Consider the following 23,706-nt stretch of genomic DNA (forward strand, 5'->3'; position numbering starts at 1 on the left):
CGGATCGGCATTTTTTTGCCGGTCTTTTTTATTTTTATCATAAAAAAAGCTTTCCGTTCATAAGTTATGTTGAAGCCTAGTAGCGACAAGCTGAACATGACATACACGTCACGTCTGAGTATAGGAGGGGGAAACACGTGAAAATCCATATCGTTCAAAAAGGAGATACCCTTTGGAAAATTGCGCAAAAATATGGAGTTGATTTTGAAGAGTTAAAAAAAATGAATGCTCATTTAAGTGATCCAAACTACATTATGCCAGGTATGAAAATTAAAGTACCGACGCCAGTAGCTCCTGTAAAACCTGTCAAAAAAGAAACGCAAAATATTTCTGTTGATGTGGACATTCACGTAAACAAAAAGGAGCAACCGTTGCAACAGCCGGTGAACGTTGAGCCAATTGCAAAAGAAATTCCAATGGCAAAAGAACAAGAGAAAAAAGAACAACCGAAACAAGATATGCCGCTTTTACCGCCAAAACCACCAAATATTATGCCAAATATGATGGAACCTGAAGAAGAGATACCAATGCCGCCGTTTCCAGACATTCCACCGATTCCAACGACACAGGCACCAATTATGGAAGAACAACCGCAACAACCGATGCAGCCACAGCCTGTTCCAATGCCTATGCCGATGCCAATGCCGTGCATACCTGTTTCACCGATTATGCCGGGATACGGTTTTTACCCATGGTTTCCACCGATGTATCCTGTTATGCCATGGACGTATCCACAAGGGGCTATGAATAACGATGATTGCGGATGCGGTGAGCAGTTACAACCGACACCATACATGCCACAAATGTCAGCAGGTGAATATGCTCAACAGTCGCAACCGATGATGCCGCAAATGCCAACAGGTGCAGGGGAGTATTCACAACAACCGCAACAAGCACCGTATCCACAACAAATGTATGGTGAAAACGTGCCGATGATGCCACAACCAATGTATATGCCACAGCCAGCTATGCCGTATAGTCCGTACGGATGGCAACAAGGGTGGCAGGGGCAACCGTATGGGATGAATCCGTATTTTTCGGTTCCTTATCGTGAGGAAGAAGAGGGGCAATAATGTCGCCTCTTTTTCTTTTTGCTTTTTGTGTGATAAAATGAACATGATGATGTAAAAAGAAAGGGATGTACATATATGGAACAAAAAATTGAAAAATTAATTACATGGCTTCGTGAACGAGTACAAGAAGCTGGAATGAATGGAGCGATCGTCGGTATTAGTGGCGGCATTGATTCTGCGGTCGTTGCCCATTTAATTAAGCGGGCATTTCCTAACAACTCGTTAGGACTAATTATGCCATGTAAAAGCAATCCGAAAGATAAAGAAGATGCATTAAAAGTTGTTCAAAGCTGTGGGATTGATTACCATGTCATTGACTTAACAGAAACGCATCGCGTACTATTTGGCGAAATTGAAAAGCAATTAAAAGAAAAAGGGCAATGGAACGAGCAAGCTGCTCGCCTTGGCGATGCAAATACACGTGCTCGTTTGCGCATGACGACGTTGTATGCTGTGGCGAATAATTACGGTTATCTCGTTGTCGGAACAGATAATGCGGCAGAATGGCATACAGGATATTTTACTAAATACGGTGATGGTGGCGTCGATTTAGTGCCGCTCGTTCATTTCACGAAAGGCGAAGTGCGCGAAATGGCACGCATTCTCGGTGTACCTGAAGAAATTATTACAAAAGCGCCAAGTGCTGGTCTTTGGGAAGGACAAACAGACGAAAATGAAATGGGTACAACGTATGATATGATTGATAAATATTTGAAAGGTGAGCCGATTCCAGAACGCGACCGCGAAATTATTGAGCGGCTTCATGAACGTTCACACCATAAACGGCAGTTAGCGATCGCTCCGCCAAAATTTTAACAGCAATAAAACCCCTTTTTTGCATCAAGCTAATGATGTAGGCGCATCGTCTACAAAAGCAAAAAGGGGGTTTTTCCTTTGCGGAAACGAATGATCGCTCTCGGTGCAGTCATTGCGCTCAGTGGATTGGCAGCTTGTAATAACCAAGCGTTTGATACACGTTATACCGATCGTACACGTCCGATCGGATATTACTCAAATGAAAATGATATGACCGGTTTTCAATACGGTCGTTACGGAACAGAACGTTTAAACGGAAACGTTCGTCCAGTGCGGGATAACGACGGACCGATTACAGAAATGCTTGATCGCGGCATGGATCGAACGACGCGAACACCGCAAGTCGATCGCAATTTTAGCCGTGCTGATCGCAACTATCATGGACATTTAAATGCGATGGATGAACGAACACGCCCATCGTATTACCGCAACTATAACGGGGCGTTAGCTGAGAAAATTGCGAAACGTGCAGCGAACGTTGCGAACGTAAAAGATGCACGCGCCGTTGTCTCAGGAGATCGTGTCGTCGTTGCTATATCGACGACAGAGAAAAATACAACGCGCATAGAGCGTCTCGTTCGGCAGGCCATCGCTCCGTATACAGCGGGAAAAACGGTTCGTGTAGTGGCCAATGAAAGCATGTATAACCGCATCCGCACGCTTGATAACGATATTCGCGATGGTGGTCCGATGGATCAACTAGAGCGTGATATTCGCGACATATTTAACGATATGGGCGATATGATCGAACGTCCGTTCATGAATCGCGGCTAAAGAACAGGGGCTCACCCCTGTTCTTTTTCATTTATTTTTGTTATAGTTTTTATGGACATTTTTCACATATGAGAGGGGATCCAAATGGCAGGACATTCCAAGTGGAAAAATATTCAACGGCGCAAAAATGCACAAGATGCGAAACGTGGAAAATTGTTTATGAAGCTTGCGAAAGAAATTTACGTGGCGGCAAAAATGGGTGGCGGAGATCCAACGACAAACGCTACGTTGCGACTTGCGATTGAAAAAGCAAAATCAGCGAACATGCCGAATGAAAATATTGAACGTGCAATTAAAAAGGCAACAGGTAACCAAGAACATACACATTACGAAGAAATTCGTTACGAAGGATATGGACCAGGTGGCGTAGCGGTCATGGTCATTTGTTTAACAGATAATAAAAACCGTACTGCATCTAACGTTCGTGTCGCGTTTTCGAAAAACGGTGGAAACTTAGGAGAAACGGGATGCGTGTCGTATTTATTTGATCGAAAAGGGCTCATTGTCATCGCCCGTGAAGATTTAAACATCGATGAAGATGACATGTTGTTACAAGCAATCGAAGCAGGGGCGGATGAAATGGAGACGACGGAAGATTCGTTTGAAATTTACACGTCTCCTGAACAGTTTGAACAAGTAAAAAATACGTTAGCGGCGCAAGGATTTACGTTTGCGACAGCTGAAATCACGATGATTCCGCAAACGTACACGACATTAACAGGCGACGATTTAACGAAAATGTTAAAGCTTATCGATATGCTTGAAGATGATGACGATGTACAAGAAATTTACCATAATTTAGATGAATCTATGTTAGAATAACGGTCTTGCGATGGCAAGACCGTTTATTTTTAGGAAAAATGGTCAATATATGAATGAGGTGAGAACGATGAATATAATCCTTACACTATGGATGAGTTTATTTTTAACACAACACGCATCTCCTGTACAGATGACAGTCATTTTAGAAACGGTATATATGGATGGGGAAGTTAGTGAGGAAATAAGGGAAGAAACCGTAACGTCGATGAAAGACATTTGGAACAAATATAAAGATTGGCAGCTCATCAATATGGATGACGAACAAATTGTTTTCCAGCGTTACGTTGATGACCTTTCACCATTAACGAAAGCAGGGTATTTCGGTCTTACTGAAGATGGCACACTCTCTATTTTTGAAGGAAAACCGAGCGAATCATCTCGCGTCATTCAATCATTTTTTCAAATTGATGTAAAAAAACTTGAAAGCCATGAACGAGAAAAGCTGAAAAAAGGTATTTCTGTTCGTTCGAAAAGAAATTATGAACGCGTCATCGAAGCGTATGAACCGTTTGGAAAATAAGTCCGCGCATAACAGCGGACTTTTTTCATATCGTTTCCCTATGCCTTGCGCTTTCCGCTTTTCTCATCTTATGCTAAAATGAGAGGCGTGAGAAAAGGAGGACGGGGTTTTGATTGAATTTATTCGTGGCTATGTGGATTACGTTTGTCCGGAATATATCGTCGTTGAACATAACGGAGTAGGGTATCAAATTTTTACCCCAAATCCGTTTTCATTTCAAATGAATAAACAAAAGCAAATCGTTGTATATACATATCAATACGTACGAGAAGATGTCCTCGCCCTTTATGGATTTCATACGCGCCAAGAGCGAGCGTTATTTTCTAAATTATTACAAGTGTCAGGCATTGGACCAAAAGGGGCGCTTGCTATTTTAGCTGCTGGTCAATTGGAACAGCTTGTTGAAGCGATCGAAGCGGAAGATGATAAGTTTTTATGTAAGTTTCCAGGAGTAGGAAAGAAAACAGCACGACAAATGATTTTAGATTTAAAAGGAAAATTGCAAGCAGTTGTCCCAGACGCTTTTCCGAATTTATTTACGGAGCCGATGGAAGAAACGAACGCGCTTTCTGAAGCGCTTGAAGCGTTAAAGGCGCTCGGTTATGCTGAAAAAGAAATTCAAAAAGTCGTGCCTATATTAAAACAAGAGCGATTATCGACAGAAGGATATATTAAGCTCGCTTTACAAAAACTATTGAAATGAGGGAGGATGCATGATGGAGGAGCGTCTCATTTCAAGCGCGGCCGATTACGACGATGCCTCGCTTGAATACAGTCTTCGCCCAAAGCAGTTGCGAGAATATATCGGGCAACAAAAAGTAAAGGAAAACTTAACTGTATTTATTGAAGCGGCGAAAATGCGTGGAGAGACGCTTGATCACGTATTGTTGTATGGGCCACCGGGGCTTGGAAAAACGACGCTTGCTGCCATTATCGCCAACGAGATGGGCGTTCAATTGCGCACGACAGCTGGACCAGCGATTGAACGTCCGGGGGACTTAGCAGCAATTTTAACAACGCTAGAACCGGGTGATGTCCTATTCATTGATGAAATACATCGCTTGCCACGAGCAGTGGAAGAAGTGTTGTATCCGGCAATGGAAGACTTTTGTTTAGATATCGTCATCGGCAAAGGACCGGCTGCACGTTCTGTCCGCCTCGATTTGCCGCCATTTACGCTCGTAGGAGCAACAACAAGATCTGGAGCACTCTCTGCCCCGCTTCGCGACCGTTTCGGTGTATTAAGCCGTTTAGAATATTATACCCCTGAAGAGCTCGCTCATATTGTGAAGCGAACCGCCCACATTTTTGCTGTCGAAATCGAAGAAGAAGCAGCGTTTGAAATTGCGCGTCGTTCGCGTGGCACACCGCGCATCGCCAACCGATTGTTGCGCCGCGTGCGCGATTTTGCTCAAGTGCGCGGGGATGGGACGATTACGTTTATTTTAGCGAATGAAGCGTTAGAACAATTGCAAGTTGACCGTTTAGGATTAGACCATCTAGATCATAAACTATTAAAAAGCATGATGGAAAAATTCCGCGGTGGACCAGTTGGATTAGAGACGATTGCTGCAACGATCGGTGAAGAAGCGCAAACGATTGAAGATGTATATGAACCGTATTTGTTGCAAATCGGCTTTTTACAGCGAACACCGCGCGGACGAATCGTTACCCCGCTTGCGTACAACCATTTCGGTTTGGAGGTGCCACGATGATGAATGTGCCAAAAACAATTATGCTTCTTGGTGTCGTTCTTATCGTTGTCGGTTTTTTGATGCAATTTATTAAACTTGGTCGTTTACCGGGGGATATTGTTATTAAAAAAGAAAATGCCACGTTTTATTTTCCGATTATGACGTCAATCATTTTAAGTGTCGTTTTATCGCTTATTTTTTATATGATTGGTCGTTTTCGTTAATGAAATAAAGAAAGGGATGTGGACATGAAAGTAGATTTATTTGATTTTCATTTACCAGAAGAGCTCATTGCACAAACCCCATTGCCTAATCGAGAAGCATCACGCTTAATGGTACTTCATAAGCAAACAGGGGAAGTGACTCATGAACCAACGTTTCGTTCCATTTTATCGTACTTGAAAGAAGGGGACTGCCTCGTTTTAAACGATACGCGCGTACTGCCAGCCCGATTGTACGGGGAGAAAGAAGGGACGGGGGCGCACATTGAAGTACTTTTATTAAAACAGCTTGATGGCGATCGATGGGAAACGCTTGTTAAGCCTGCTAAACGCGTGAAAATAGGAACGACGCTTTCATTCGGTGATGGGCGTTTACGCGCAGAATGTGTAGCTGAGCTAGAGCACGGAGGGCGCATTCTTTCGTTTTCATATGATGGTATTTTTCTTGAAGTGCTTGAGTCGCTTGGGGAGATGCCGCTTCCTCCATACATTAAAGCACAGCTCGATGACCGAGAACGATATCAAACCGTCTATGCCCGCGAAGCTGGCTCAGCCGCTGCACCGACAGCTGGGTTACATTTTACACAACAACTTCTTGAGGATGTGCAAAAAAAAGGAGTGCATCTTGCCTTTATTACGTTGCATGTCGGTTTAGGTACGTTTCGCCCTGTGAACGTAGAACATATTGAAGAACATGATATGCATGCCGAGTTTTATCAAATGACAGAGGAAACAGCAAACTTGCTAAACGATGTCAAAGCAAAAGGAGGGCGCATTATTGCTGTCGGGACGACATCGACACGCACGCTTGAGACGATCGCATCTCGCCACGATGGCACATTTGTCGCTGAAAGCGGTTGGACAGATATTTTTATTTATCCTGGCTATACGTTTCGCGCCATTGATGGAATGATTACAAATTTCCATTTGCCAAAGTCCACGCTCATTATGCTCGTGAGCGCGCTAGCTGGTCGGGAGAATGTATTGCGCGCTTATGAAGAAGCAGTCAAAGAGCGTTACCGATTTTTTAGTTTCGGCGATGCCATGCTTATTATATAAGTGGAGAAAGGGGACTATACGTGACACCAATTCGTTACGAACTCATTAAAACATGTAAACAAACGGGGGCGCGCCTCGGTATTCTTCATACGCCGCACGGGTCTTTTGAAACACCGATGTTTATGCCTGTCGGTACACTTGCGACAGTAAAGACGCTTTCGCCTGAAGAATTAAAAGAAATGGGAGCGGGCGTCATTTTAAGCAACACATATCATTTATGGCTCCGTCCAGGACATGACATCGTCAAAGAAGCGGGTGGTCTTCATTCATTTATGAATTGGGATCGCGGCATTTTAACGGATTCTGGCGGATTCCAAGTGTTTAGTTTAAGCGAATTTCGTCGCATTGAAGAAGAAGGCGTATATTTCCGAAACCATTTAAATGGAGATAAATTATTTTTATCGCCAGAAAAAGCGATGGAAATTCAAAATGCGCTCGGGTCTGATATTATGATGGCGTTTGATGAATGTCCACCATATCCTGCGACGTATGAGTATATGAAGCAATCTGTCGAGCGGACAAGCCGATGGGCAGAGCGATGCTTAAAAGCGCATCAGCGACCAAATGAGCAAGGTTTATTTGGCATCGTGCAAGGCGGAGAGTTTGAAGATTTGCGCAAACAAAGTGCGCAAGATTTAGTGTCGCTCGATTTTCCAGGATATGCAGTCGGCGGCTTGTCTGTTGGCGAGCCGAAAGAAGTGATGAATCGCGTATTAGAATTTACAACGCCGTTATTGCCAGCGAATAAACCGCGTTATTTAATGGGGGTCGGTTCACCAGACTCGCTCATTGACGGAGCGATTCGTGGCATTGACATGTTTGACTGTGTATTGCCGACTCGCATCGGTCGCAACGGAACGGTGATGACAAGCCAAGGTCGCGTTGTCATTAAAAATGCAAAATATGCGCGCGATTTTTCACCGCTTGATCCGAACTGTGACTGTTATACGTGCCGAAATTACACGCGCGCGTACATTCGTCATTTAATTAAATGCGATGAAACGTTTGGTATTCGCCTAACATCTTACCATAACGTCTACTTTTTGATAAAATTAATGGAGCAAGTTCGACAAGCCATTCGCGAAGATCGTCTCGGTGATTTCCGCGAGCAGTTTTTTGAACAATACGGCTTTTATGCGCCGGATGCAAAAAACTTTTAGAAAGGGGTGAAAACATGGAAACGTTAGCAAGTTTACTACCGCTTATTTTATTCTTTGCGATTTTTTACTTTTTGCTTATTCGCCCGCAACAAAAACGCCAAAAAGCTGTTCAACAAATGCAGGCGAACTTGCAAAAAGGAGATAAAGTCATTACAATTGGCGGATTGCACGGCATCATTGATTCACTTGATGAAAATACGGTCGTCATTCGCGCGGGTGACGGTTCGCGCCTTACATACGACCGTGCGGCCGTTCGTGAAGTCGTGAATGAAAAATAAGACAGGTTGCTGCCTGTCTTATTTTTATGCGCTTCGTGAACGAGATGTGGCAACATTGACACCAATCATTCCACCGATCATGGCAGTAATGAGAAAACCAACGTGGTATCCCCACTGCTCAATCGAAAACGTTCGGTCCATTCCGAGAAATTGAAATAAAAAAATGAGTGTTGTAAAGATGATACCCGTTGCCCCACCAAGCATCCAACCGCGCTCTTTCCCTTTTCCCCCTGCAATAAACCCACCGAAAAATAATGATAAAAATGCAAAACCGTGCATGACCCATTGCAATGACGTTTCATCATAACTTGTCAACTTCAATAAAAGGGCAAATATAAAACTGCATATGATGGCGCTTATAAAAATTGTTATAACCCCATGCAAAATGGCGCGAATCATCCTTATCCCTCCTTACTACATTTAGTACAAACATATTCCATTGTCCATTTGTTTAGAATAAAAACGTAGAACAAACGAGGAGGAATAAAGATGGAGTACGTTACAATTATTTTGCGAACGTTGCTGTTGTACGGAGTTATTTTATTTATTTTTCGCATGATGGGGAAAAGGGAAATTGGAGAGTTAAGCATTTTAGACTTAGTTGTTTTTATTATGATTGGGGAAATGGCAGTGATTGCGATTGAGCAACCGGAAGATCCGATTTTCCATACGCTCGTTCCGATGATTGTGCTGACGATCGCCCAAATTGCCTTTGCCTTTTTTTCTTTAAAAAGCGAAACGTTTCGCCGTCTCGTTGATGGATCGCCGACCGTTATTATTAACAATGGGAAAATTGATGAAAAGGCGATGCGAAAACAACGATACAATTTTGACGATTTGCTTATTCAATTGCGTGAAAAAAATATTAAAAACATTGCGGACGTTGAATTTGCCATTTTAGAGCCGTCTGGCAAACTGTCTGTATTTGAAAAAGAAAAAGGAAAAAAGAAAACACCGTCTTTAGCCTTGCCTCTTATTAAAGACGGTGTCATTCAAGAAGAACATTTAACATTGATCGATCAAACGCCCACATGGTTAATCAAGCAACTAAAAAAGCGCGGATATGAACGAATTGAACATATTTCTTATTGTACATATGAAAATGGAACGTTCTATATTGATGAAAAAGATGAATGATTAACGAAACAATTGGCGAAATTCATCTTTTTTAATTAAGCGAAACGACTGCGCGAGAACGAGATAGATGAACGTCATGATGACGATGACAACAATCGTTTTTACAAGCAAGGAAAACGGCAAAATCGGAACGAGCATATGGCCAATTGCTGCAACGGAAACGATGACGACGAAATGAGCGACATATTGTTTCACATATAAAGTAAGCGAAATCGCTTTAACGATTGTAGCGGCGTGTAATAACGTGACAATCATGATGCCGACTGTAATGGCTAGCGCCGCTCCCATAATGCCGAGCGACGGTTGTGAAGCGAGCCAAAAAATAAGTGCTGTTTTTACGACGGCACCGATCAGGCTATTTGTCATCGCTTCTTTTGCTAGATCAAGCGCTTGCAATACAGCTTGCAACGGCCCTTGCAAGTAGTAAAAGATAAAAAACGGCGCCATAACTTTAACAAAGATTGCTGCTTGATTAGCTCCATACATCAAATACATCATTTCTTCTGCTAATACGTACAACACGACAATGGACAATCCCCCAGCGAAAAGCGATAACCGTACAGCTTGATGTAACCGATATTCAATTAAACGATGCTGCTTTTGGGCGGCGGCTTCGCTAATTGCTGGGACGAGCGAAGTGGCGAGCGCGTATGTAATAAACGATGGAAGCATTAAAAGGGGCAGTGCGTATCCAGTCAGCTCCCCATATTGTTTTGTCGCATGGGTTGCCGTAATGCCAGCGAGCGCTAAACTTTGTGCGACGACGATCGGTTCAAAAAACCATGCGATCGATCCAATCATCCGGCTTCCGAGAGTTGGAACGGCGATGCGCATCAGCGAAATAAATGTATCTTTCCCTTGTTTGACGTATGCAAAAAAACGGTAGCGAATGCGAATCGGCTTTTTTTGTTTAAACGTAATAAACAAATAAATAAGAGATACAAGCTCGCCAACGACGGCAGAAATCATCGCTCCCGCTGCGGCATATTCGATACCGTAAGGCAAAAAAGCGGTTGTAAAAGCAGCGATGAGCGTAATGCGTACCGCCTGTTCAAGCAATTGAGAATACGCATACGGTTTCATTTGTTGTCTCCCTTGAAAATAACCACGTAAAACGGAAGACAGAGCGACAATTGGGACGACCGGCGCAATCGCAACAAGCGGATAATATACGCGCGCATCCGTAAATAATGTTTTAGAAAGAATTGGTGCAATGGCTAATAAAGCTGGAAAAAAGATAAAACTTAAAATCGTAGTAATAGACAAAGATACGACTAATATTTTTTTCACTTTTCTTTTATCGCCTACCGCTTCTGCTTCAGCGACGAGCTTTGAGATGGCGACAGGGAGGCCGAACTGCGTAATTGTAATCGCTAATACGAGCGTCGGCACAGCCATCATATATAAACCTACCCCTTCTTCACCGATGAGACGAGCAACGACGATACGATTAATAAAGCCGAGTATGCGCGTCAACAATCCAGCAACAATTAAAATCATCGTCCCTTTCAAAAATTTGGACATGTTCCTCCCTACCTTCTCAAATGAGGTCATCTTTTATACAATGAAATATATGCACATGTTGGCCAAGCATGACAAAATGGGGGAGACGAATATGGATCGCGAACAATTAATGCCAGCGTTACAAAGTAAAGTAGATGAGTTGAAGTTGCTCGGCTATAAACAAGCGACGATTGAAGACGTATGGAATTGTTTAATGATGAAAAAATGGAAAAAAAACAAAGAAGAAAAGCGGTTATTTGAGCTCGTGAACGACATTTTATCATTGCGGGCAAGCGACTATATGGCGTATATTGTCACAAAGGAACAAAAGAACGATCGATGGTTTACGGAAGAAGGGCTTTCGGAGTTAGAACAATTGTTTTAATTGTTCGTTTGGAAATTGACAGAAAGTGCACTGTCATTCATAATTTGTTTTGTTGGTAAAAATTCTGGCAGAAGCCAGAATAGAGGAGGATTTTTATGGTAAAACGTAGTCGCATCATTGCTTTTTTCCTTCTTGTCGTTTTACTAGGCGGCATGATGGGAACGACAGCAGAGAAAATTGTCAAAAATATTAAACTCGGCTTAGACTTGCAAGGTGGTTTTGAAATTTTATACGAAGTGAAGCCGACAAAAGAAGGAGAAAAAATTACAAAAGATGTATTGCTTAGCACGGTAAGCGCATTAAATAAACGCATTAACGTGCTTGGTGTAAGCGAACCGCGCATTGATGTAGAAGGAAATGATCGCATTCGCGTTCAGCTAGCAGGGGTAAAAGATCAAAATAAAGCGCGCGAAATTTTATCTACAGAGGCGAAATTAACGTTTCGCGACGTACATGATAACGTATTGATGGATGGAAGCGACCTCGTTGAAGGAGGCGCGAAACAAACGTTTGATGATAAAGGAAAGCCAAGCGTTGCGATTCAATTAAAAGATGCGAACAAGTTTAAAGAAGTGACACAAAAAGTGTTGAGCATGGCACCAAATAATGTGCTCGTCATTTGGCTTGATTTTGAAGAAGGTGTTGACTCATACGCGAAAGAAGTAGGAAAAGAGCATCCAAAATTTATTTCGGCAGCTCAAGTCAATGAAGTATTCAATCAGACGGACGTTTCTATCGTTGGAAACTTTACCGTTGAAGAAGCGAAACAATTAGCCGACTTGTTGAATGCGGGAGCGCTCCCTGTGGAATTAAAAGAAATTTATTCCACATCGGTGGGTGCACAGTTTGGAGAACAAGCACTGCAAAAAACGATTTTTGCAGGGATCATTGGAATTGCGCTCGTCTTTTTATTTATGCTTGTTTTCTATCGCTTGCCTGGGATTGTTGCAGTCGTTACATTAAGCGTATATATTTACCTTATTTTGCTCGTCTTTGATTGGATGAACGGTGTGCTAACGCTACCGGGAATTGCTGCGCTCATTCTTGGGGTTGGGATGGCAGTTGATGCAAATATTATTACATACGAGCGAATAAAAGATGAGTTAAAGCTTGGAAAATCGCTTATGTCAGCGTACCGTATCGGAAATCGCGGTTCTTTTGGCACGATTTTAGATGCGAATATTACAACGATCATTGCTGGCGTTGTCTTGTTTGTATACGGGACGAGCTCTGTTAAAGGATTTGCAACGATGCTCATCATTAGCATTTTAGCGAGTTTTATTACAGCGGTATATGGTACGCGTCTTTTGCTCGGTTTGCTTGTAAAAAGTCGCTTATTCGATAAAAAACCGCATTATTTTGGCGTCAATCCGAAAGATATATTAGATATTGCGAAAGTAACAGATGATACAGACGTTCCAACAAAGTTTGCACGTCTCGATTTTGTTAAACGAAGCAAGCTATTTTTCACTATTTCTGGAGCGATGGTCGTTATTGGACTCGCGTTACTGTTGACCGCTAAATTAAATTTAGGCATTGATTTTTCAAGCGGAACGCGCGTGGATTTAATGAGTGAAAAGCCGCTCACAGCAGAAGAAGTGAAGCAAGAATTAAGTGAATTACGTCTTAAGCCGAAAGATGTCGTCTTATCAGGCAATAACAACGAGATGGCGATTGTACGTTTTCTCGGCGTACTTGACCAAAAAGAAATTTCACAGTTGAAGTCGCATTTTAAAGAAAAATATGGCATTGAACCAAACGTAAGCACGGTATCGCCAACGGTCGGAAAAGAGCTAGCGCGCAATGCGTTTATTTCTGTACTCATTGCGTCAATCGGGATCATTATTTACGTCACCGTTCGCTTTGAAATGTATATGGCGATTGCCGCTATTGTGGCGCTATTACACGATGCGTTTTTCATTATCGCTTTCTTTAGTTTGACGCGCTTAGAAGTCGACTTAACGTTTATTGCTGCTGTATTAACGATCGTCGGTTATTCGATTAATGATACAATCGTCACGTTTGACCGCATTCGTTATTTAATGAAAAAGCGGACAGTAAAAACGGTCGATGATTTAAAAGATGTCGTCAACAAAGCATTACAACAAACATTTGGTCGCTCTGTAAATACGGTATTAACCGTTGTGTTTACCGTTGTCGCCCTTTTATTGTTCGGTAGTGAAGCGATTCGCAATTTCTCCTTTGCGTTGCTTGCTGGCTTAATTTCCGGCACATATTCTTCGCTCTTTATCGCAGCACAATTATGGCTCATTTGGAAATCGAAACAATTGAAAAAAGGAAAGCAAAAACGCGAACAGTGGGAAGCAGAACCAGAAGTATAAACGTCGTGGCGCATGCCGCGACGTTTTTTCATGAAGTGAATAGGATACACTAAAAAAAACAAAAGAGAAAGGAAGCGAATGGGGTGAATGAACAAACACGCTTTCGACAAGCCCAGTTTGCTGCCATGATTGGCGTTGTTGGCAACATTGTTTTGGCAGCGATAAAAGGGTGGATCGGAATGATCGCAAACAGTAAGGCGCTTATTGCCGATGCGGTACATTCTGCATCTGACGTGGCAGGATCATTTGCCGTATGGATTGGATTGCGTGCGGCGAAACAGCCGCCGGATGACGATCATCCGTATGGACACGGGAAAGCTGAATCGATTGCTGCCATTATTGTCGCAGTTTTGCTTTTTCTCGTCGGAATCGAAATTGGAACATCTTCTTTTTCTTCATTTTTTCATCCGATTGAACCGCCAAAAATGATAGCTGTATATGCTGTTATTTTATCGATCGTTGTGAAAGAAGCGATGTTTCGTTACAAGTATGCGTTAGGAAAAAAAATTAAAAGCGATGCCATTATCGTGAATGCGTATGAACATCGTTCAGACGTTTTTTCATCGCTTGCAGCTCTCATCGGTATCGTCGCAGCGATCGTTGGACAAAAAACGAACATCGATTGGCTTATTTACGCTGACCCTGTCGCTGGATTGTTTGTTTCACTTCTCGTCTTAAAAATGGCGTGGAAGTTAGGGGCGGAATCGATTCATCATGCGCTTGATCACGTATGGCATGAAGAAGAGACAGTGAACTTGCGCGAAGCGGTTTTGTCATTTTCCGAAGTGAAACGCATTGACTCACTTTATGCTCGTCAACATGGGCATTATGTTGTTGTCGATTTAAAAATTGCTGTGTCACCACATTTAACGGTTTTAGAGGCGCATGATATCGGAAAAAAAGTGAAAGAAAAGTTATTGTCGTTTCCGCAAGTGCATAATGTGATGGTGCATATTAATCCATACGATGAACAATAAATTGCCCCTTAGCCTATTGTTTTGTATAATAAAAAGGTTGAGGGGTGAATGACATGTTAGCATCGAAAACCCGCTGGAACATGAAACAAGTAAACGAACAACAAGTGCAAATGATTGCGCAAGCGTTACATATAGCTCCGCCCGTTGCTACATTGCTCGTCAGCCGCGGCTACGATACCGTTGAAGCCGCTCGTTCTTTTTTTGAGCAAAAGCAATCGTTTCACTCGCCATTTTTGTTAAACGATATGGAAAAAGCGGTTGAGCGAATAGAGAAAGCGATTACAAAAGGTGAACATATTCTCGTTTTTGGCGATTATGATGCCGACGGAGTAAGTAGTACAGTCGTGATGGTGAGTGCGTTACGAGAAAAAGGAGCGAATGTATCCTTCTACATTCCAAACCGCTTTTTAGAAGGATATGGCCCGAACGAACAAGCATTTCGGCTTGCGAAAGAACAAGGTGTTTCACTAATTATTACAGTCGATACAGGCATTTCCGCTTTGCATGAAGCGACCGTAGCAAAACAGCTTGGCATCGATTTAATTATTACCGATCATCACGAACCAGGTCCTGTGCTGCCTGAAGCGTATGCGACGATCCATCCGAAAATTAGTCCAAATTATCCGTTTAAACATTTAGCCGGCGTCGGTGTAGCATTTAAACTCGCTCATGCGCTTATCGGGCGCGTGCCGTATGAATGGCTGGACGTCGTCGCAATTGGAACGATTGCTGATCTCGTTCCACTTCAAGATGAAAACCATTTACTTGCTCGGTTAGGCATTGAACAATTTCGACAAACGAACCGTCTCGGCTTACAGGCGCTTTGTAAACAATGTGGCGTATCTCATACGGCGGTGACAGAAGATACGATTGCGTTTATGATCGGTCCACGCATTAATGCGGCCGGACGTCTCGATTGTGCTGATCCTGCTGTGCAGTTATTGTTGACGACGGATGCGCATGAGGCGGATATGCTCGCTGAACAAATTGATATGATGAATCGCGAGCGTCAACAACTCGTAAACGACATAACAGAAGAAGCGATTCAACTCGTTGAACAACACTATGGAGACGACCGTGTGTTAGTTGTAGCGAAAGAAGGATGGAATGTTGGCGTCATTGGCATTGTTGCTTCGCGATTAGTGGAACGATTTTACCGTCCGACGATCGTTTTAAGTATTGATCAAGAAAAGGGAATCGCGAAAGGATCAGCGCGCAGCATTGAGGGATTTGATTTATTTGCCAATTTGTCAAACTGCCGCGACATTTTACCTCATTTTGGTGGGCATCCGATGGCTGCGGGGATGACGCTTTCTTTACATGATGTAGATGAATTACGTCACCGTCTAAACGAGGCAGCGATGCAACAGCTAACTCCTGAACATTTCGTGCCTGTAACGCATGTCGATGTATGTTGTTCCATCTCGGACGTTTCCATCGAATTAATTGAGCAAATGAATCGGCTTGCACCGTTTGGGATGGGCAATCCGAAACCACGTGTTCTTCTCGAACATGTGCAGCTTGATACGTTACGAAAAATTGGAACAGACCAAAACCACTTGAAATTGTTGTTAGTTGAAGATGGAAAGACGTTAGAGGCGATCGGATTTGGTTTTGGACATATTGGCGATGAAATTGCACCGAACGCTCATCTTTCGGTCGTAGGGGAGTTATCCATTAACGAATGGAATAACTTTCGTAAACCGCAATTAATGATTCAAGATATAGCTGTGAATGAGTGGCAATTGTTTGATGTTCGTCATATTCGTCATCCAAGCAAGTTCATTGCATCGCTTCCGAAAGAAAAGCGATTATTTATTGCTTTTCATCCTGACACAGCAGATGCGTTGCAATTGTCGGCATACGCGAATGAAATTGTCTATGTGCAAAACGAACAAGCAGCGACAGTTGATGTGACTGGAAAATATGTCGTTCTTCTTGATTTACCGCCATCACAGCAAATCGTTAAAGTTTTATTAAGTTGTAGTTTACCTGAACGCATTTATGCGTTATTCTATCAAAGGGAGAGTCACTTCTTTAGCGTGTTGCCAACGCGTGAACATTTTAAGTGGCTATATTCCTTTTTGCATAAGCGTAGCCCGTTTGATGTGCGGCGTTACGCTGACGATTTAGCTCGCTCGCGCGGATGGACGAAAGAAACGATTTTGTTTATGATTCAAGTGTTCAGAGAGCTTGGTTTCATTACAGTCGAAAACGGGATCGTTTCTTTAGCTCGTGATGTACAAAAGCGGGATTTAACGGAATCGCCGTCTTATCGTTTGAAACAAGCGCAGGCAGAGCTTGAACATATGTTTTTATATTCATCTTATTCCCAACTGAAACGTTGGTTTGATTCATTGTATGAGGAGGAAAAAGTCAATGGATTTAAAACAATACGTCACGATTGTTCCTGATTTTCCAAAACCAGGTATTCAATTTAAAGATATTACAACGATTATGGATAAAGGGGAAGTATATAAATACGCGACAGATCAAATTGTTCATTACGCACGTGAAAAGAAAATTGATGTCGTCGTTGGCCCAGAAGCGCGTGGATTTATTATCGGCTGCCCAGTTGCTTATGCGCTTGGTGTCGGGTTTGTTCCTGTTCGGAAAGAAGGGAAATTGCCTCGCGAAGTCATTCGTGTGGAATATGGCTTAGAGTACGGCAAGGACGTATTAACGATGCATAAAGATGCGATTAAGCCAGGGCAACGCGTTCTCATTACAGACGATTTATTAGCGACAGGTGGAACGATTGAAGCGACGATTAAGCTCGTTGAACAACTTGGCGGCGTTGTCGCAGGTATCGCATTTTTAATTGAATTAACGTACTTAGAAGGTCGCGAGAAGTTAAAAGGATACGATATTTTAACGTTAATGCAATTTTAAGAAAGGAGGGGCAAAACGCTCCTCTTTTTCGCATCGTTGCTCTTTACATTTAAAAAATTTTTCATGATAATATTGTCAATACGTTTAAAATAAAAGGTGATTGCATGGCAAATGAACAAGTATTAACGGCGGAACAAGTCATTGAAAAGGCGAGCCGTTATTTGTCGGAAAACGACGTACAGTTTATCGAACGAGCATATGAGTTTGCGAAAGAAGCGCATCGCGAGCAATATCGGAAATCTGGAGAACCGTACATTATTCATCCGATTCAAGTGGCGGGTATTTTAGTCGATTTAGAAATGGATCCTGCAACGATTGCGGCGGGATTTTTACATGATGTTGTGGAAGATACACCTGTGACGAAGGAAGATTTAGAAAAAGAGTTTGGCAAAGAAGTAGCGATGCTCGTTGATGGCGTGACGAAGCTTGGAAAAATTAAATATAAATCACATGAAGAACAGCAAGCGGAAAACCATCGGAAAATGTTTTTAGCAATGGCGCAAGATATACGAGTCATTTTAATTAAGTTAGCAGACCGCTTGCACAATATGCGCACGTTAAAACATTTGCCGTTAGAAAAACAACGTCGCATCGCGAATGAGACGCTTGAAATTTTCGCACCGCTTGCGCATCGTCTCGGAATTTCAAAAATTAAATGGGAGCTCGAAGATACAGCGCTTCGCTATTTAAATCCGCAACAATATTATCGGATTGTCAACTTAATGAAAAAGAAGCGTGCAGAACGTGAGCAATATTTAGAAGAAGTGATTCGAGAAATGCGCGAACGGTTAAACGAAGTCGGCATTCAAGCTGAAATTTCTGGACGTCCGAAACATATTTATAGCATTTATCGAAAAATGGTTTTGCAAAATAAACAGTTTAACGAAATTTACGATTTGCTTGCTGTGCGCATTATCGTTGAAAGCATTAAAGACTGTTATGCGGTTCTTGGCATTATCCATACATGTTGGAAGCCGATGCCTGGGCGCTTTAAAGATTATATTGCCATGCCGAAGCCGAATATGTATCAATCGCTTCATACGACGGTTGTCGGCCCAAAAGGCGAGCCGCTTGAAGTGCAAATTCGGACGTTTGACATGCATCATATCGCTGAATTTGGAATTGCTGCTCATTGGGCATACAAAGAAGGAAAGACGATTCGCCCAAATACGTTTGAAGAAAAACTATCATGGTTTCGTGAAATTGTCGAATGGCAAAATGAAACGAACAACGCGGAAGAATTTGTAGAGACGTTAAAGATGGATTTATTTTCTGACATGGTGTTCGTTTTTACACCAAAAGGGGACGTTATTGAACTTCCAGCCGGTTCGGTGCCAATTGATTTTGCATATCGCATTCATTCAGAAATCGGAAACAAAACGATCGGTGCAAAAGTAAACGGAAAAATGGTGCCGCTCGATCATCCGCTTCAAACCGGAGATATTGTTGAAATTTTAACGTCTAACCATTCATATGGTCCGAGTCAAGACTGGTTAAAAATTGCGCAAACGTCGCATGCAAAAAATAAAATTCGACAATTTTTCAAGAAACAACGCCGCGAAGAAAATGTTGAAAAAGGAAAAGAGCTCGTTGAAAAAGAAATTCGCAACATGGGCTTTGATGTAAAAGAAGTGCTTACTGCAGAAAATACGAAACGTGTTGCGGAAAAATTTAATTTTGCCAGCGAAGAAGACATGTATGCCGCTGTTGGCTATAACGGCATTACCGCTGCGCAAGTGGCGCACCGCTTAACAGAAAAGTGGCGCAAACAACGCGACTTAGAAGAGCAAGCGAAACGCCTGTCGGACATGCTACAAGAAGCAAAAACGATTGCACCGATGAAAAAGCGCGATTTTGGCGTATGCGTCGAAGGAGTGGACAATTTACTCATTCGTTTGTCGCGCTGTTGCAATCCGGTTCCGGGCGATGAAATTATCGGTTTTATTACAAAAGGGCGTGGCGTATCCGTACATCGTGCCGATTGCCCGAACGTACTTGCAGAAGAAGCAAAAGAGCGGCTTATTCCTGTTCAATGGGAGAGCAGTGCAAATTGTCAACGAGAATATACAGTCGATATCGAAATTACTGGTTACGATCGGCGCGGCTTGCTTAATGAAGTATTACAAGCTGTAAATGAAACGAAAACGAATATTTCGGCTGTATCTGGAAGAACAGATCATCGAAATAAAATGGCGACGATTCATATGACGATTTTTATTCATAACGTAAGCCATTTACAAAAAGTTGTTGAGCGTATTAAACAAATTCCAGATATTTATTCAGTAAGACGGATTATGAACTAGAAAGGGTTGTCGGAATGAGAGTTGTCGTTCAGCGTGCAAAAGATGCAAAGGTGACCGTAGCGGGCGAAGTCGTTGGAGAAATTGATTTTGGGCTTGTGTTGCTAGTTGGCATTACTCATGATGATACAGAGGAAGATGCGGCCTTTGTTGCAGACAAAATTGCTCATTTGCGCATATTTGAAGATGAGCATGGGAAAATGAACGTGTCGCTCTTAGATGTTGGTGGATCGATTTTATCTATTTCACAATTTACGCTGTACGGAGACTGTCGGAAAGGGAGAAGACCGAACTTTATGGATGCGGCAAAACCGGAACATGCGAAACAGATGTATGAAGCGTTGAATGAACAACTACGTCAAAAAGGGATTCGCGTGGAAACAGGCGTATTCGGGGCGATGATGGATGTGACGTTAACGAACGTCGGACCGGTGACGCTTATCGTGGAAAGCAAATAAAAACCGCGCTCGCATGTGGACGAGCTCGGTTTTTTTTATCCTCGTGCTAAATGTTTTTTTAGTTTTTGTACGTCACGAAGAGTGAGTCCGAATTCAGAAGCGAGTTCAAATGATGTGAGCTCGTTTTCTTTTTGAATAAATGAGTGAAAATCAACGTGCATAAGCGGGGATTGTGAATGGATAAACTCTCCTTTTTCGCTATGGCGCATAAAAAAACTCCTTTCGTGTCGATGTCGTTCGTATTATTCCCAATTTTTCTACCTTTTCATTCAAAGCAGGATTTTTTTTGTTGACGAAGAAATAAAGTAGCGACTATTGACAACATAGGAGGATGGACAGCATGAAAAAAACGTTTATCGCGTCATTGTTCATTTGTTGTTGTTTGTTGTTGATCGTTCAAACAGCATCAGCAGCAATGAACGTGCGCATCGTTGTTGACCGATTAAACGTACGAACAGGTCCGGGATTAACGTTTACCGTGCAAGAAAAAGTGGCAAAAGGAAAACAATATCCAGTCGTCCAAAAGCGAGGGGAATGGCTACAAATTCGACTTGCTTCGAATCGAACCGGCTGGGTGCATGGGCAATACGTTCAAATTCAAAAAGAGACAACTGAAACGAAAAAACAAATTCAACAATTTGTCGTCTGCCAAGTGGATGGTTTGCGCCTTCGCAAAGGCCCGGGGACAAATTTTGCGGTCATTGGGTATGTGAATCGAAATGAGAAAGGGATGGCAACGATCGCCCAAGGTGAATGGATGTACGTGCGTTGGGATGGAAAAGAAGGTTGGGTGCATCAATCATATGTCGCCAATGTCGAGCAAAGTGAACAAAATAATGAACAACCTACATATGTCCAAATGTTATACGACAATACAAACATTCGCTCTGCTCCCTCTACGCAATCGCCTGTCATTATGAAAGCGAAGCGAGGCGATCAGTTTTCGATCATTCGTAAAGAAGGGCAATGGTACGTTATTCAAGTTGATGCGCAAACAATTGGATATGTAGCAGAATGGGTCGTTCAAGTAAGCAAACAACCATCCCCTTCCGAACCTCAAACGATCGTAGGAAAAACGATTGTCATTGATGCCGGTCATGGCGGCAAAGATTACGGTACAACAGGTGTAAACGGAACAATCGAAAAAATGTTAACGTTGCAAACCGCATTGTTGTTAAGTGAAAAACTAAAACAAATGGGCGCTCACGTCATTTTAACGCGTGAAGATGATCGGTTTTTATCGTTAAGTGAGCGAGTGCAAATAGCGGGAAAAAATAAAGCGGATGCGTTTGTTAGCATTCATTACGATAGCGCGTTAAACCGTACCGCCAGCGGTTTAACGATATATTACTATAAGCCAATCGACCGTTTGCTTGCAGATGCGCTTTTTAATCCGCTCAGCCAATTAACAGGCATTCAGCAACGAGGGGTTCGTGTCGGAAACTACCATGTGTTGCGTGAAAATAGTCGTCCTTCTGTGTTGCTTGAGCTCGGCTATTTAAGCAATCCGAACGAAGAGACGTTCATTGTGTCACCAACGTATCAACAAGTGGCGACAGAAGCGATTTGTAACGGATTAGTTCGCTACTTCGGAAAATAACGGTCATCTTGACAAATGGTTTGTTCGTACGTAATATAAAAAGAAAATTCAACATCTCGCCGATGATGGAGAAAAGTAGTTAAGAGTACACATGGCCAGAGAGGAAATGCCGTAGGCTGGAAGCATTTCTCCATGATGACTTAACGAACGAACACTCCGTAGGTTTCTCTTTGAACGCGCGATCGTTAGTAGGAGAGAACGCTTTCCGGGCGTTATCGGATAAAAGTGGAAGCATGCGCTTCAACTAGGGTGGCACCACGGGAATTCGTCTCTCGTCCCTAATTTATTAGGGGTGGGAGATTTTTATTTGCACAAAAACTAAAGGAGGGAAATATATGTCATTTCAAATTCCGCGCGGGACGCAAGATATATTGCCAGAAAAAGCAGCGAAATGGCAGTATATTGAACAAATGGCGCGCGAGCTTTGTCGTCGTTACAATTACCAAGAAATTCGCACCCCTATTTTTGAACATACGGAACTATTTTTACGCGGTGTCGGCGATACGACCGACATTGTTCAAAAGGAAATGTATACATTTGAAGATCGTGGCGGTCGTAGTTTAACGCTTCGTCCAGAAGGAACAGCAGCGGTCGTCCGTTCATTTGTTGAAAATAAAATGTACGGATATCCAAATCAGCCGGTAAAACTTTATTACATGGGTCCGATGTTCCGCTACGAACGTCCGCAAGCAGGGCGTTTTCGCCAGTTTGTTCAATTTGGTGTCGAAGCGCTCGGAAGCAACGATCCAGCGATTGATGCCGAAGTCATTGCTTTAGCGATGGATATATATCGCACGCTCGGATTGAAAAAGTTGAAACTTGTCATCAATAGTTTAGGTGACGTTGAAAGTAGAAAGGCGCATAGACAAGCGCTGATCGATCATTTCCAACATCGCATTCACGAGTTTTGCGATGATTGCCAAGCGCGATTACATAAAAACCCGATGCGCATTTTAGACTGTAAAAAAGATCGTGATCACGAGTTGATGCGCACGGCTCCGTCTATTCTTGATTACTTAAATGAACAGTCGCGCACATATTTTGAAAAAGTTCAAATGTATTTACAAAAGCTCGGTATCGCGTTTGAAGTCGATCCGCGGCTTGTGCGCGGTTTAGATTATTACAATCATACGGCGTTTGAAATTATGAGTGAGGCAGAAGGATTTGGAGCGATTACGACATTATGCGGAGGCGGACGTTATAACGGCCTCGTTCAAGAAATTGGCGGACCTGAAACGCCAGGTATCGGATTTGCTTTAAGCATTGAGCGCTTGCTTGCAGCATTAGAAGCAGAAAGTATTTCGCTACCAATTTCTGAAGGAATCGACTGTTACGTTGTTGCGTTAGGAGAACAAGCGAAAGAAGAGGCGGTTGCTCTCGTTGCTGCCCTTCGTCAAGAAGGCATCGCGGCAGAAAAAGATTATCAAGATCGAAAAGTAAAAGCACAGCTGAAAGCAGCTGATCGTTTACATGCGACATACGTTGCTATTTTAGGTGAAGATGAACTCGAAAAAGGCGTCATTAACGTTAAACATATGGCGACAGGAGAACAGCAAGAAGTATCGCTTCATACATTTATTTCACATATGAAAAACGTATTGCAATAGGAGCATTCCTGTTAGAAAGGTTTTCGGGGGACTTGAAAGAAAAAAGCCCTCTTGGTATGATGCAGGGGTGTCAATGGAAAGTTGACCC

24 protein-coding genes and 1 other annotated feature are annotated in these 23,706 nt (G+C 42.6%); of the genes, 21 read left to right on the plus strand and 3 right to left on the minus strand.

The genetic code is table 11. From position 1 onward, the window contains the following. The first annotated feature begins 137 nt into the window (after positions 1-137). The 11 genes from EKC99_RS16025 (at position 138) to yajC (ending at position 8,417) form a co-directional block, all read left to right on the plus strand. On the plus strand, positions 138-1,073 hold the full coding sequence (locus EKC99_RS16025) for a LysM peptidoglycan-binding domain-containing protein (RefSeq protein ID WP_163150285.1): 936 nt from the start codon (positions 138-140) through the stop codon (positions 1,071-1,073). 75 nt (positions 1,074-1,148) lie between these two features. Further along, a complete protein-coding gene (nadE, locus tag EKC99_RS02270) occupies positions 1,149-1,889 on the plus strand; it encodes an NAD(+) synthase (protein WP_163150287.1) in 741 nt (246 codons plus the stop codon). Between the two features lie 78 nt (positions 1,890-1,967). Beyond that, positions 1,968-2,663 (plus strand): YhcN/YlaJ family sporulation lipoprotein, encoded by a 696-nt coding sequence (locus tag EKC99_RS02275; protein ID WP_009361715.1) that lies wholly within the window; start codon positions 1,968-1,970, stop codon positions 2,661-2,663. Between the two features lie 84 nt (positions 2,664-2,747). Next, on the plus strand, positions 2,748-3,485 hold the full coding sequence (locus EKC99_RS02280; protein WP_009361714.1) for a YebC/PmpR family DNA-binding transcriptional regulator: 738 nt from the start codon (positions 2,748-2,750) through the stop codon (positions 3,483-3,485). A gap of 49 nt (positions 3,486-3,534) precedes the next feature. Beyond that, positions 3,535-4,005 (plus strand): intercompartmental signaling factor BofC, encoded by a 471-nt coding sequence (locus EKC99_RS02285; protein ID WP_163150289.1) that lies wholly within the window; start codon positions 3,535-3,537, stop codon positions 4,003-4,005. A gap of 109 nt (positions 4,006-4,114) precedes the next feature. Beyond that, on the plus strand, positions 4,115-4,708 hold the full coding sequence (gene ruvA, locus EKC99_RS02290; RefSeq protein ID WP_163150291.1) for a Holliday junction branch migration protein RuvA: 594 nt from the start codon (positions 4,115-4,117) through the stop codon (positions 4,706-4,708). Between the two features lie 13 nt (positions 4,709-4,721). After that, positions 4,722-5,720, plus strand: a complete 999-nt coding sequence (ruvB, locus tag EKC99_RS02295; RefSeq protein WP_009361711.1) for a Holliday junction branch migration DNA helicase RuvB — start codon at positions 4,722-4,724, stop codon at positions 5,718-5,720. Beyond that, entirely contained in the window at positions 5,717-5,923 is a 207-nt protein-coding gene (locus EKC99_RS02300) for a DUF2905 domain-containing protein (RefSeq protein WP_081957759.1), read from the plus strand. Before ruvB ends, EKC99_RS02300 begins: the two co-directional genes overlap by 4 nt. Before the next feature lie 24 nt (positions 5,924-5,947). Next, complete coding sequence (gene queA, locus EKC99_RS02305) at positions 5,948-6,979, plus strand: tRNA preQ1(34) S-adenosylmethionine ribosyltransferase-isomerase QueA (RefSeq protein WP_163150293.1); 1,032 nt, start codon at positions 5,948-5,950, stop codon at positions 6,977-6,979. 20 nt (positions 6,980-6,999) lie between these two features. Beyond that, positions 7,000-8,139, plus strand: coding sequence for a tRNA guanosine(34) transglycosylase Tgt (gene tgt, locus EKC99_RS02310; RefSeq protein WP_009361708.1), 1,140 nt, complete (start codon positions 7,000-7,002; stop codon positions 8,137-8,139). Between the two features lie 14 nt (positions 8,140-8,153). Further along, positions 8,154-8,417 carry a preprotein translocase subunit YajC gene (yajC, locus tag EKC99_RS02315; RefSeq protein ID WP_009361707.1) on the plus strand — a complete coding sequence of 88 codons (264 nt, stop codon included), beginning with the start codon at positions 8,154-8,156 and terminating at the stop codon, positions 8,415-8,417. Positions 8,418-8,441: 24 nt separating this feature from the next. On the opposite strand, the gene EKC99_RS02320 is transcribed toward yajC, so the two are convergent. Further along, on the minus strand, positions 8,442-8,816 hold the full coding sequence (locus EKC99_RS02320; RefSeq protein WP_026011522.1) for a TIGR04086 family membrane protein: 375 nt from the start codon (positions 8,814-8,816) through the stop codon (positions 8,442-8,444). 90 nt (positions 8,817-8,906) lie between these two features. Between EKC99_RS02320 and EKC99_RS02325 the strand changes: the two genes are divergently transcribed. Next, the gene (locus EKC99_RS02325; protein ID WP_019416801.1) at positions 8,907-9,554 is read left to right on the plus strand and encodes a DUF421 domain-containing protein; all 648 of its coding nucleotides are present in this window, start codon (positions 8,907-8,909) and stop codon (positions 9,552-9,554) included. Here EKC99_RS02325 and spoVB read toward each other — a convergent pair whose 3' ends face one another. Continuing rightward, positions 9,555-11,078 (minus strand): stage V sporulation protein B, encoded by a 1,524-nt coding sequence (gene spoVB / locus EKC99_RS02330; RefSeq protein ID WP_009361704.1) that lies wholly within the window; start codon positions 11,076-11,078, stop codon positions 9,555-9,557. A gap of 91 nt (positions 11,079-11,169) precedes the next feature. Between spoVB and EKC99_RS02335 the strand changes: the two genes are divergently transcribed. From EKC99_RS02335 to dtd, 7 genes are all read left to right on the plus strand, one after another. Continuing rightward, entirely contained in the window at positions 11,170-11,442 is a 273-nt protein-coding gene (locus EKC99_RS02335; RefSeq protein ID WP_163150295.1) for a post-transcriptional regulator, read from the plus strand. Positions 11,443-11,537: 95 nt separating this feature from the next. Continuing rightward, positions 11,538-13,784 carry a protein translocase subunit SecDF gene (secDF, locus tag EKC99_RS02340; protein ID WP_163150297.1) on the plus strand — a complete coding sequence of 749 codons (2,247 nt, stop codon included), beginning with the start codon at positions 11,538-11,540 and terminating at the stop codon, positions 13,782-13,784. Between the two features lie 83 nt (positions 13,785-13,867). After that, complete coding sequence (locus EKC99_RS02345; RefSeq protein ID WP_163150299.1) at positions 13,868-14,761, plus strand: cation diffusion facilitator family transporter; 894 nt, start codon at positions 13,868-13,870, stop codon at positions 14,759-14,761. 53 nt (positions 14,762-14,814) lie between these two features. Continuing rightward, a complete protein-coding gene (gene recJ, locus EKC99_RS02350) occupies positions 14,815-17,175 on the plus strand; it encodes a single-stranded-DNA-specific exonuclease RecJ (protein WP_026011523.1) in 2,361 nt (786 codons plus the stop codon). Then, the gene (locus tag EKC99_RS02355) at positions 17,141-17,653 is read left to right on the plus strand and encodes an adenine phosphoribosyltransferase (RefSeq protein ID WP_009361699.1); all 513 of its coding nucleotides are present in this window, start codon (positions 17,141-17,143) and stop codon (positions 17,651-17,653) included. The genes recJ and EKC99_RS02355 overlap by 35 nt, the downstream gene beginning before the upstream one ends. A 104-nt stretch (positions 17,654-17,757) precedes the next feature. Then, positions 17,758-19,956, plus strand: coding sequence for a RelA/SpoT family protein (locus EKC99_RS02360; RefSeq protein WP_009361698.1), 2,199 nt, complete (start codon positions 17,758-17,760; stop codon positions 19,954-19,956). A 14-nt stretch (positions 19,957-19,970) separates the two neighbouring features. Further along, entirely contained in the window at positions 19,971-20,411 is a 441-nt protein-coding gene (dtd, locus tag EKC99_RS02365; RefSeq protein WP_009361697.1) for a D-aminoacyl-tRNA deacylase, read from the plus strand. Between the two features lie 35 nt (positions 20,412-20,446). On the opposite strand, the gene EKC99_RS02370 is transcribed toward dtd, so the two are convergent. Beyond that, positions 20,447-20,620: a hypothetical protein gene (locus EKC99_RS02370; RefSeq protein ID WP_009361696.1), complete on the minus strand. Its 174-nt coding sequence runs from the start codon at positions 20,618-20,620 to the stop codon at positions 20,447-20,449. A 131-nt stretch (positions 20,621-20,751) separates the two neighbouring features. Between EKC99_RS02370 and EKC99_RS02375 the strand changes: the two genes are divergently transcribed. After that, on the plus strand, positions 20,752-22,011 hold the full coding sequence (locus EKC99_RS02375) for an N-acetylmuramoyl-L-alanine amidase family protein (protein WP_163150301.1): 1,260 nt from the start codon (positions 20,752-20,754) through the stop codon (positions 22,009-22,011). A 53-nt stretch (positions 22,012-22,064) separates the two neighbouring features. Then, positions 22,065-22,294: a binding site (T-box leader), on the plus strand. A gap of 52 nt (positions 22,295-22,346) precedes the next feature. Continuing rightward, entirely contained in the window at positions 22,347-23,618 is a 1,272-nt protein-coding gene (hisS, locus tag EKC99_RS02380; RefSeq protein ID WP_163150303.1) for a histidine--tRNA ligase, read from the plus strand. The last annotated feature ends 88 nt before the right edge of the window (positions 23,619-23,706 follow it).

Source organism: Anoxybacillus sp. MB8 (assembly GCF_011006755.1).
Taxonomy (GTDB): domain Bacteria; phylum Bacillota; class Bacilli; order Bacillales; family Anoxybacillaceae; genus Anoxybacillus; species Anoxybacillus gonensis.

What these genes read in the sequence shown, in the direction of transcription:
- EKC99_RS02335 (WP_163150295.1), top strand. Translation starts at nt 11,170, where the DNA reads ATGGATCGCGAACAATTAATGCCAGCGTTACAAAGTAAAGTAGATGAG.
- EKC99_RS02300 (WP_081957759.1), top strand. Translation starts at nt 5,717, where the DNA reads ATGATGAATGTGCCAAAAACAATTATGCTTCTTGGTGTCGTTCTTATC.
- hisS (WP_163150303.1), top strand. Translation starts at nt 22,347, where the DNA reads ATGTCATTTCAAATTCCGCGCGGGACGCAAGATATATTGCCAGAAAAA.
- queA (WP_163150293.1), top strand. Translation starts at nt 5,948, where the DNA reads ATGAAAGTAGATTTATTTGATTTTCATTTACCAGAAGAGCTCATTGCA.
- yajC (WP_009361707.1), top strand. Translation starts at nt 8,154, where the DNA reads ATGGAAACGTTAGCAAGTTTACTACCGCTTATTTTATTCTTTGCGATT.
- EKC99_RS02360 (WP_009361698.1), top strand. Translation starts at nt 17,758, where the DNA reads ATGGCAAATGAACAAGTATTAACGGCGGAACAAGTCATTGAAAAGGCG.
- EKC99_RS02375 (WP_163150301.1), top strand. Translation starts at nt 20,752, where the DNA reads ATGAAAAAAACGTTTATCGCGTCATTGTTCATTTGTTGTTGTTTGTTG.
- EKC99_RS02355 (WP_009361699.1), top strand. Translation starts at nt 17,141, where the DNA reads ATGGATTTAAAACAATACGTCACGATTGTTCCTGATTTTCCAAAACCA.
- EKC99_RS02325 (WP_019416801.1), top strand. Translation starts at nt 8,907, where the DNA reads ATGGAGTACGTTACAATTATTTTGCGAACGTTGCTGTTGTACGGAGTT.
- EKC99_RS02370 (WP_009361696.1), bottom strand. Translation starts at nt 20,620, where the DNA reads ATGCGCCATAGCGAAAAAGGAGAGTTTATCCATTCACAATCCCCGCTT.
- EKC99_RS02320 (WP_026011522.1), bottom strand. Translation starts at nt 8,816, where the DNA reads ATGATTCGCGCCATTTTGCATGGGGTTATAACAATTTTTATAAGCGCC.
- recJ (WP_026011523.1), top strand. Translation starts at nt 14,815, where the DNA reads ATGTTAGCATCGAAAACCCGCTGGAACATGAAACAAGTAAACGAACAA.
- ruvB (WP_009361711.1), top strand. Translation starts at nt 4,722, where the DNA reads ATGGAGGAGCGTCTCATTTCAAGCGCGGCCGATTACGACGATGCCTCG.
- EKC99_RS02285 (WP_163150289.1), top strand. Translation starts at nt 3,535, where the DNA reads ATGAATGAGGTGAGAACGATGAATATAATCCTTACACTATGGATGAGT.
- secDF (WP_163150297.1), top strand. Translation starts at nt 11,538, where the DNA reads ATGGTAAAACGTAGTCGCATCATTGCTTTTTTCCTTCTTGTCGTTTTA.
- spoVB (WP_009361704.1), bottom strand. Translation starts at nt 11,078, where the DNA reads ATGTCCAAATTTTTGAAAGGGACGATGATTTTAATTGTTGCTGGATTG.
- dtd (WP_009361697.1), top strand. Translation starts at nt 19,971, where the DNA reads ATGAGAGTTGTCGTTCAGCGTGCAAAAGATGCAAAGGTGACCGTAGCG.
- nadE (WP_163150287.1), top strand. Translation starts at nt 1,149, where the DNA reads ATGGAACAAAAAATTGAAAAATTAATTACATGGCTTCGTGAACGAGTA.
- EKC99_RS02280 (WP_009361714.1), top strand. Translation starts at nt 2,748, where the DNA reads ATGGCAGGACATTCCAAGTGGAAAAATATTCAACGGCGCAAAAATGCA.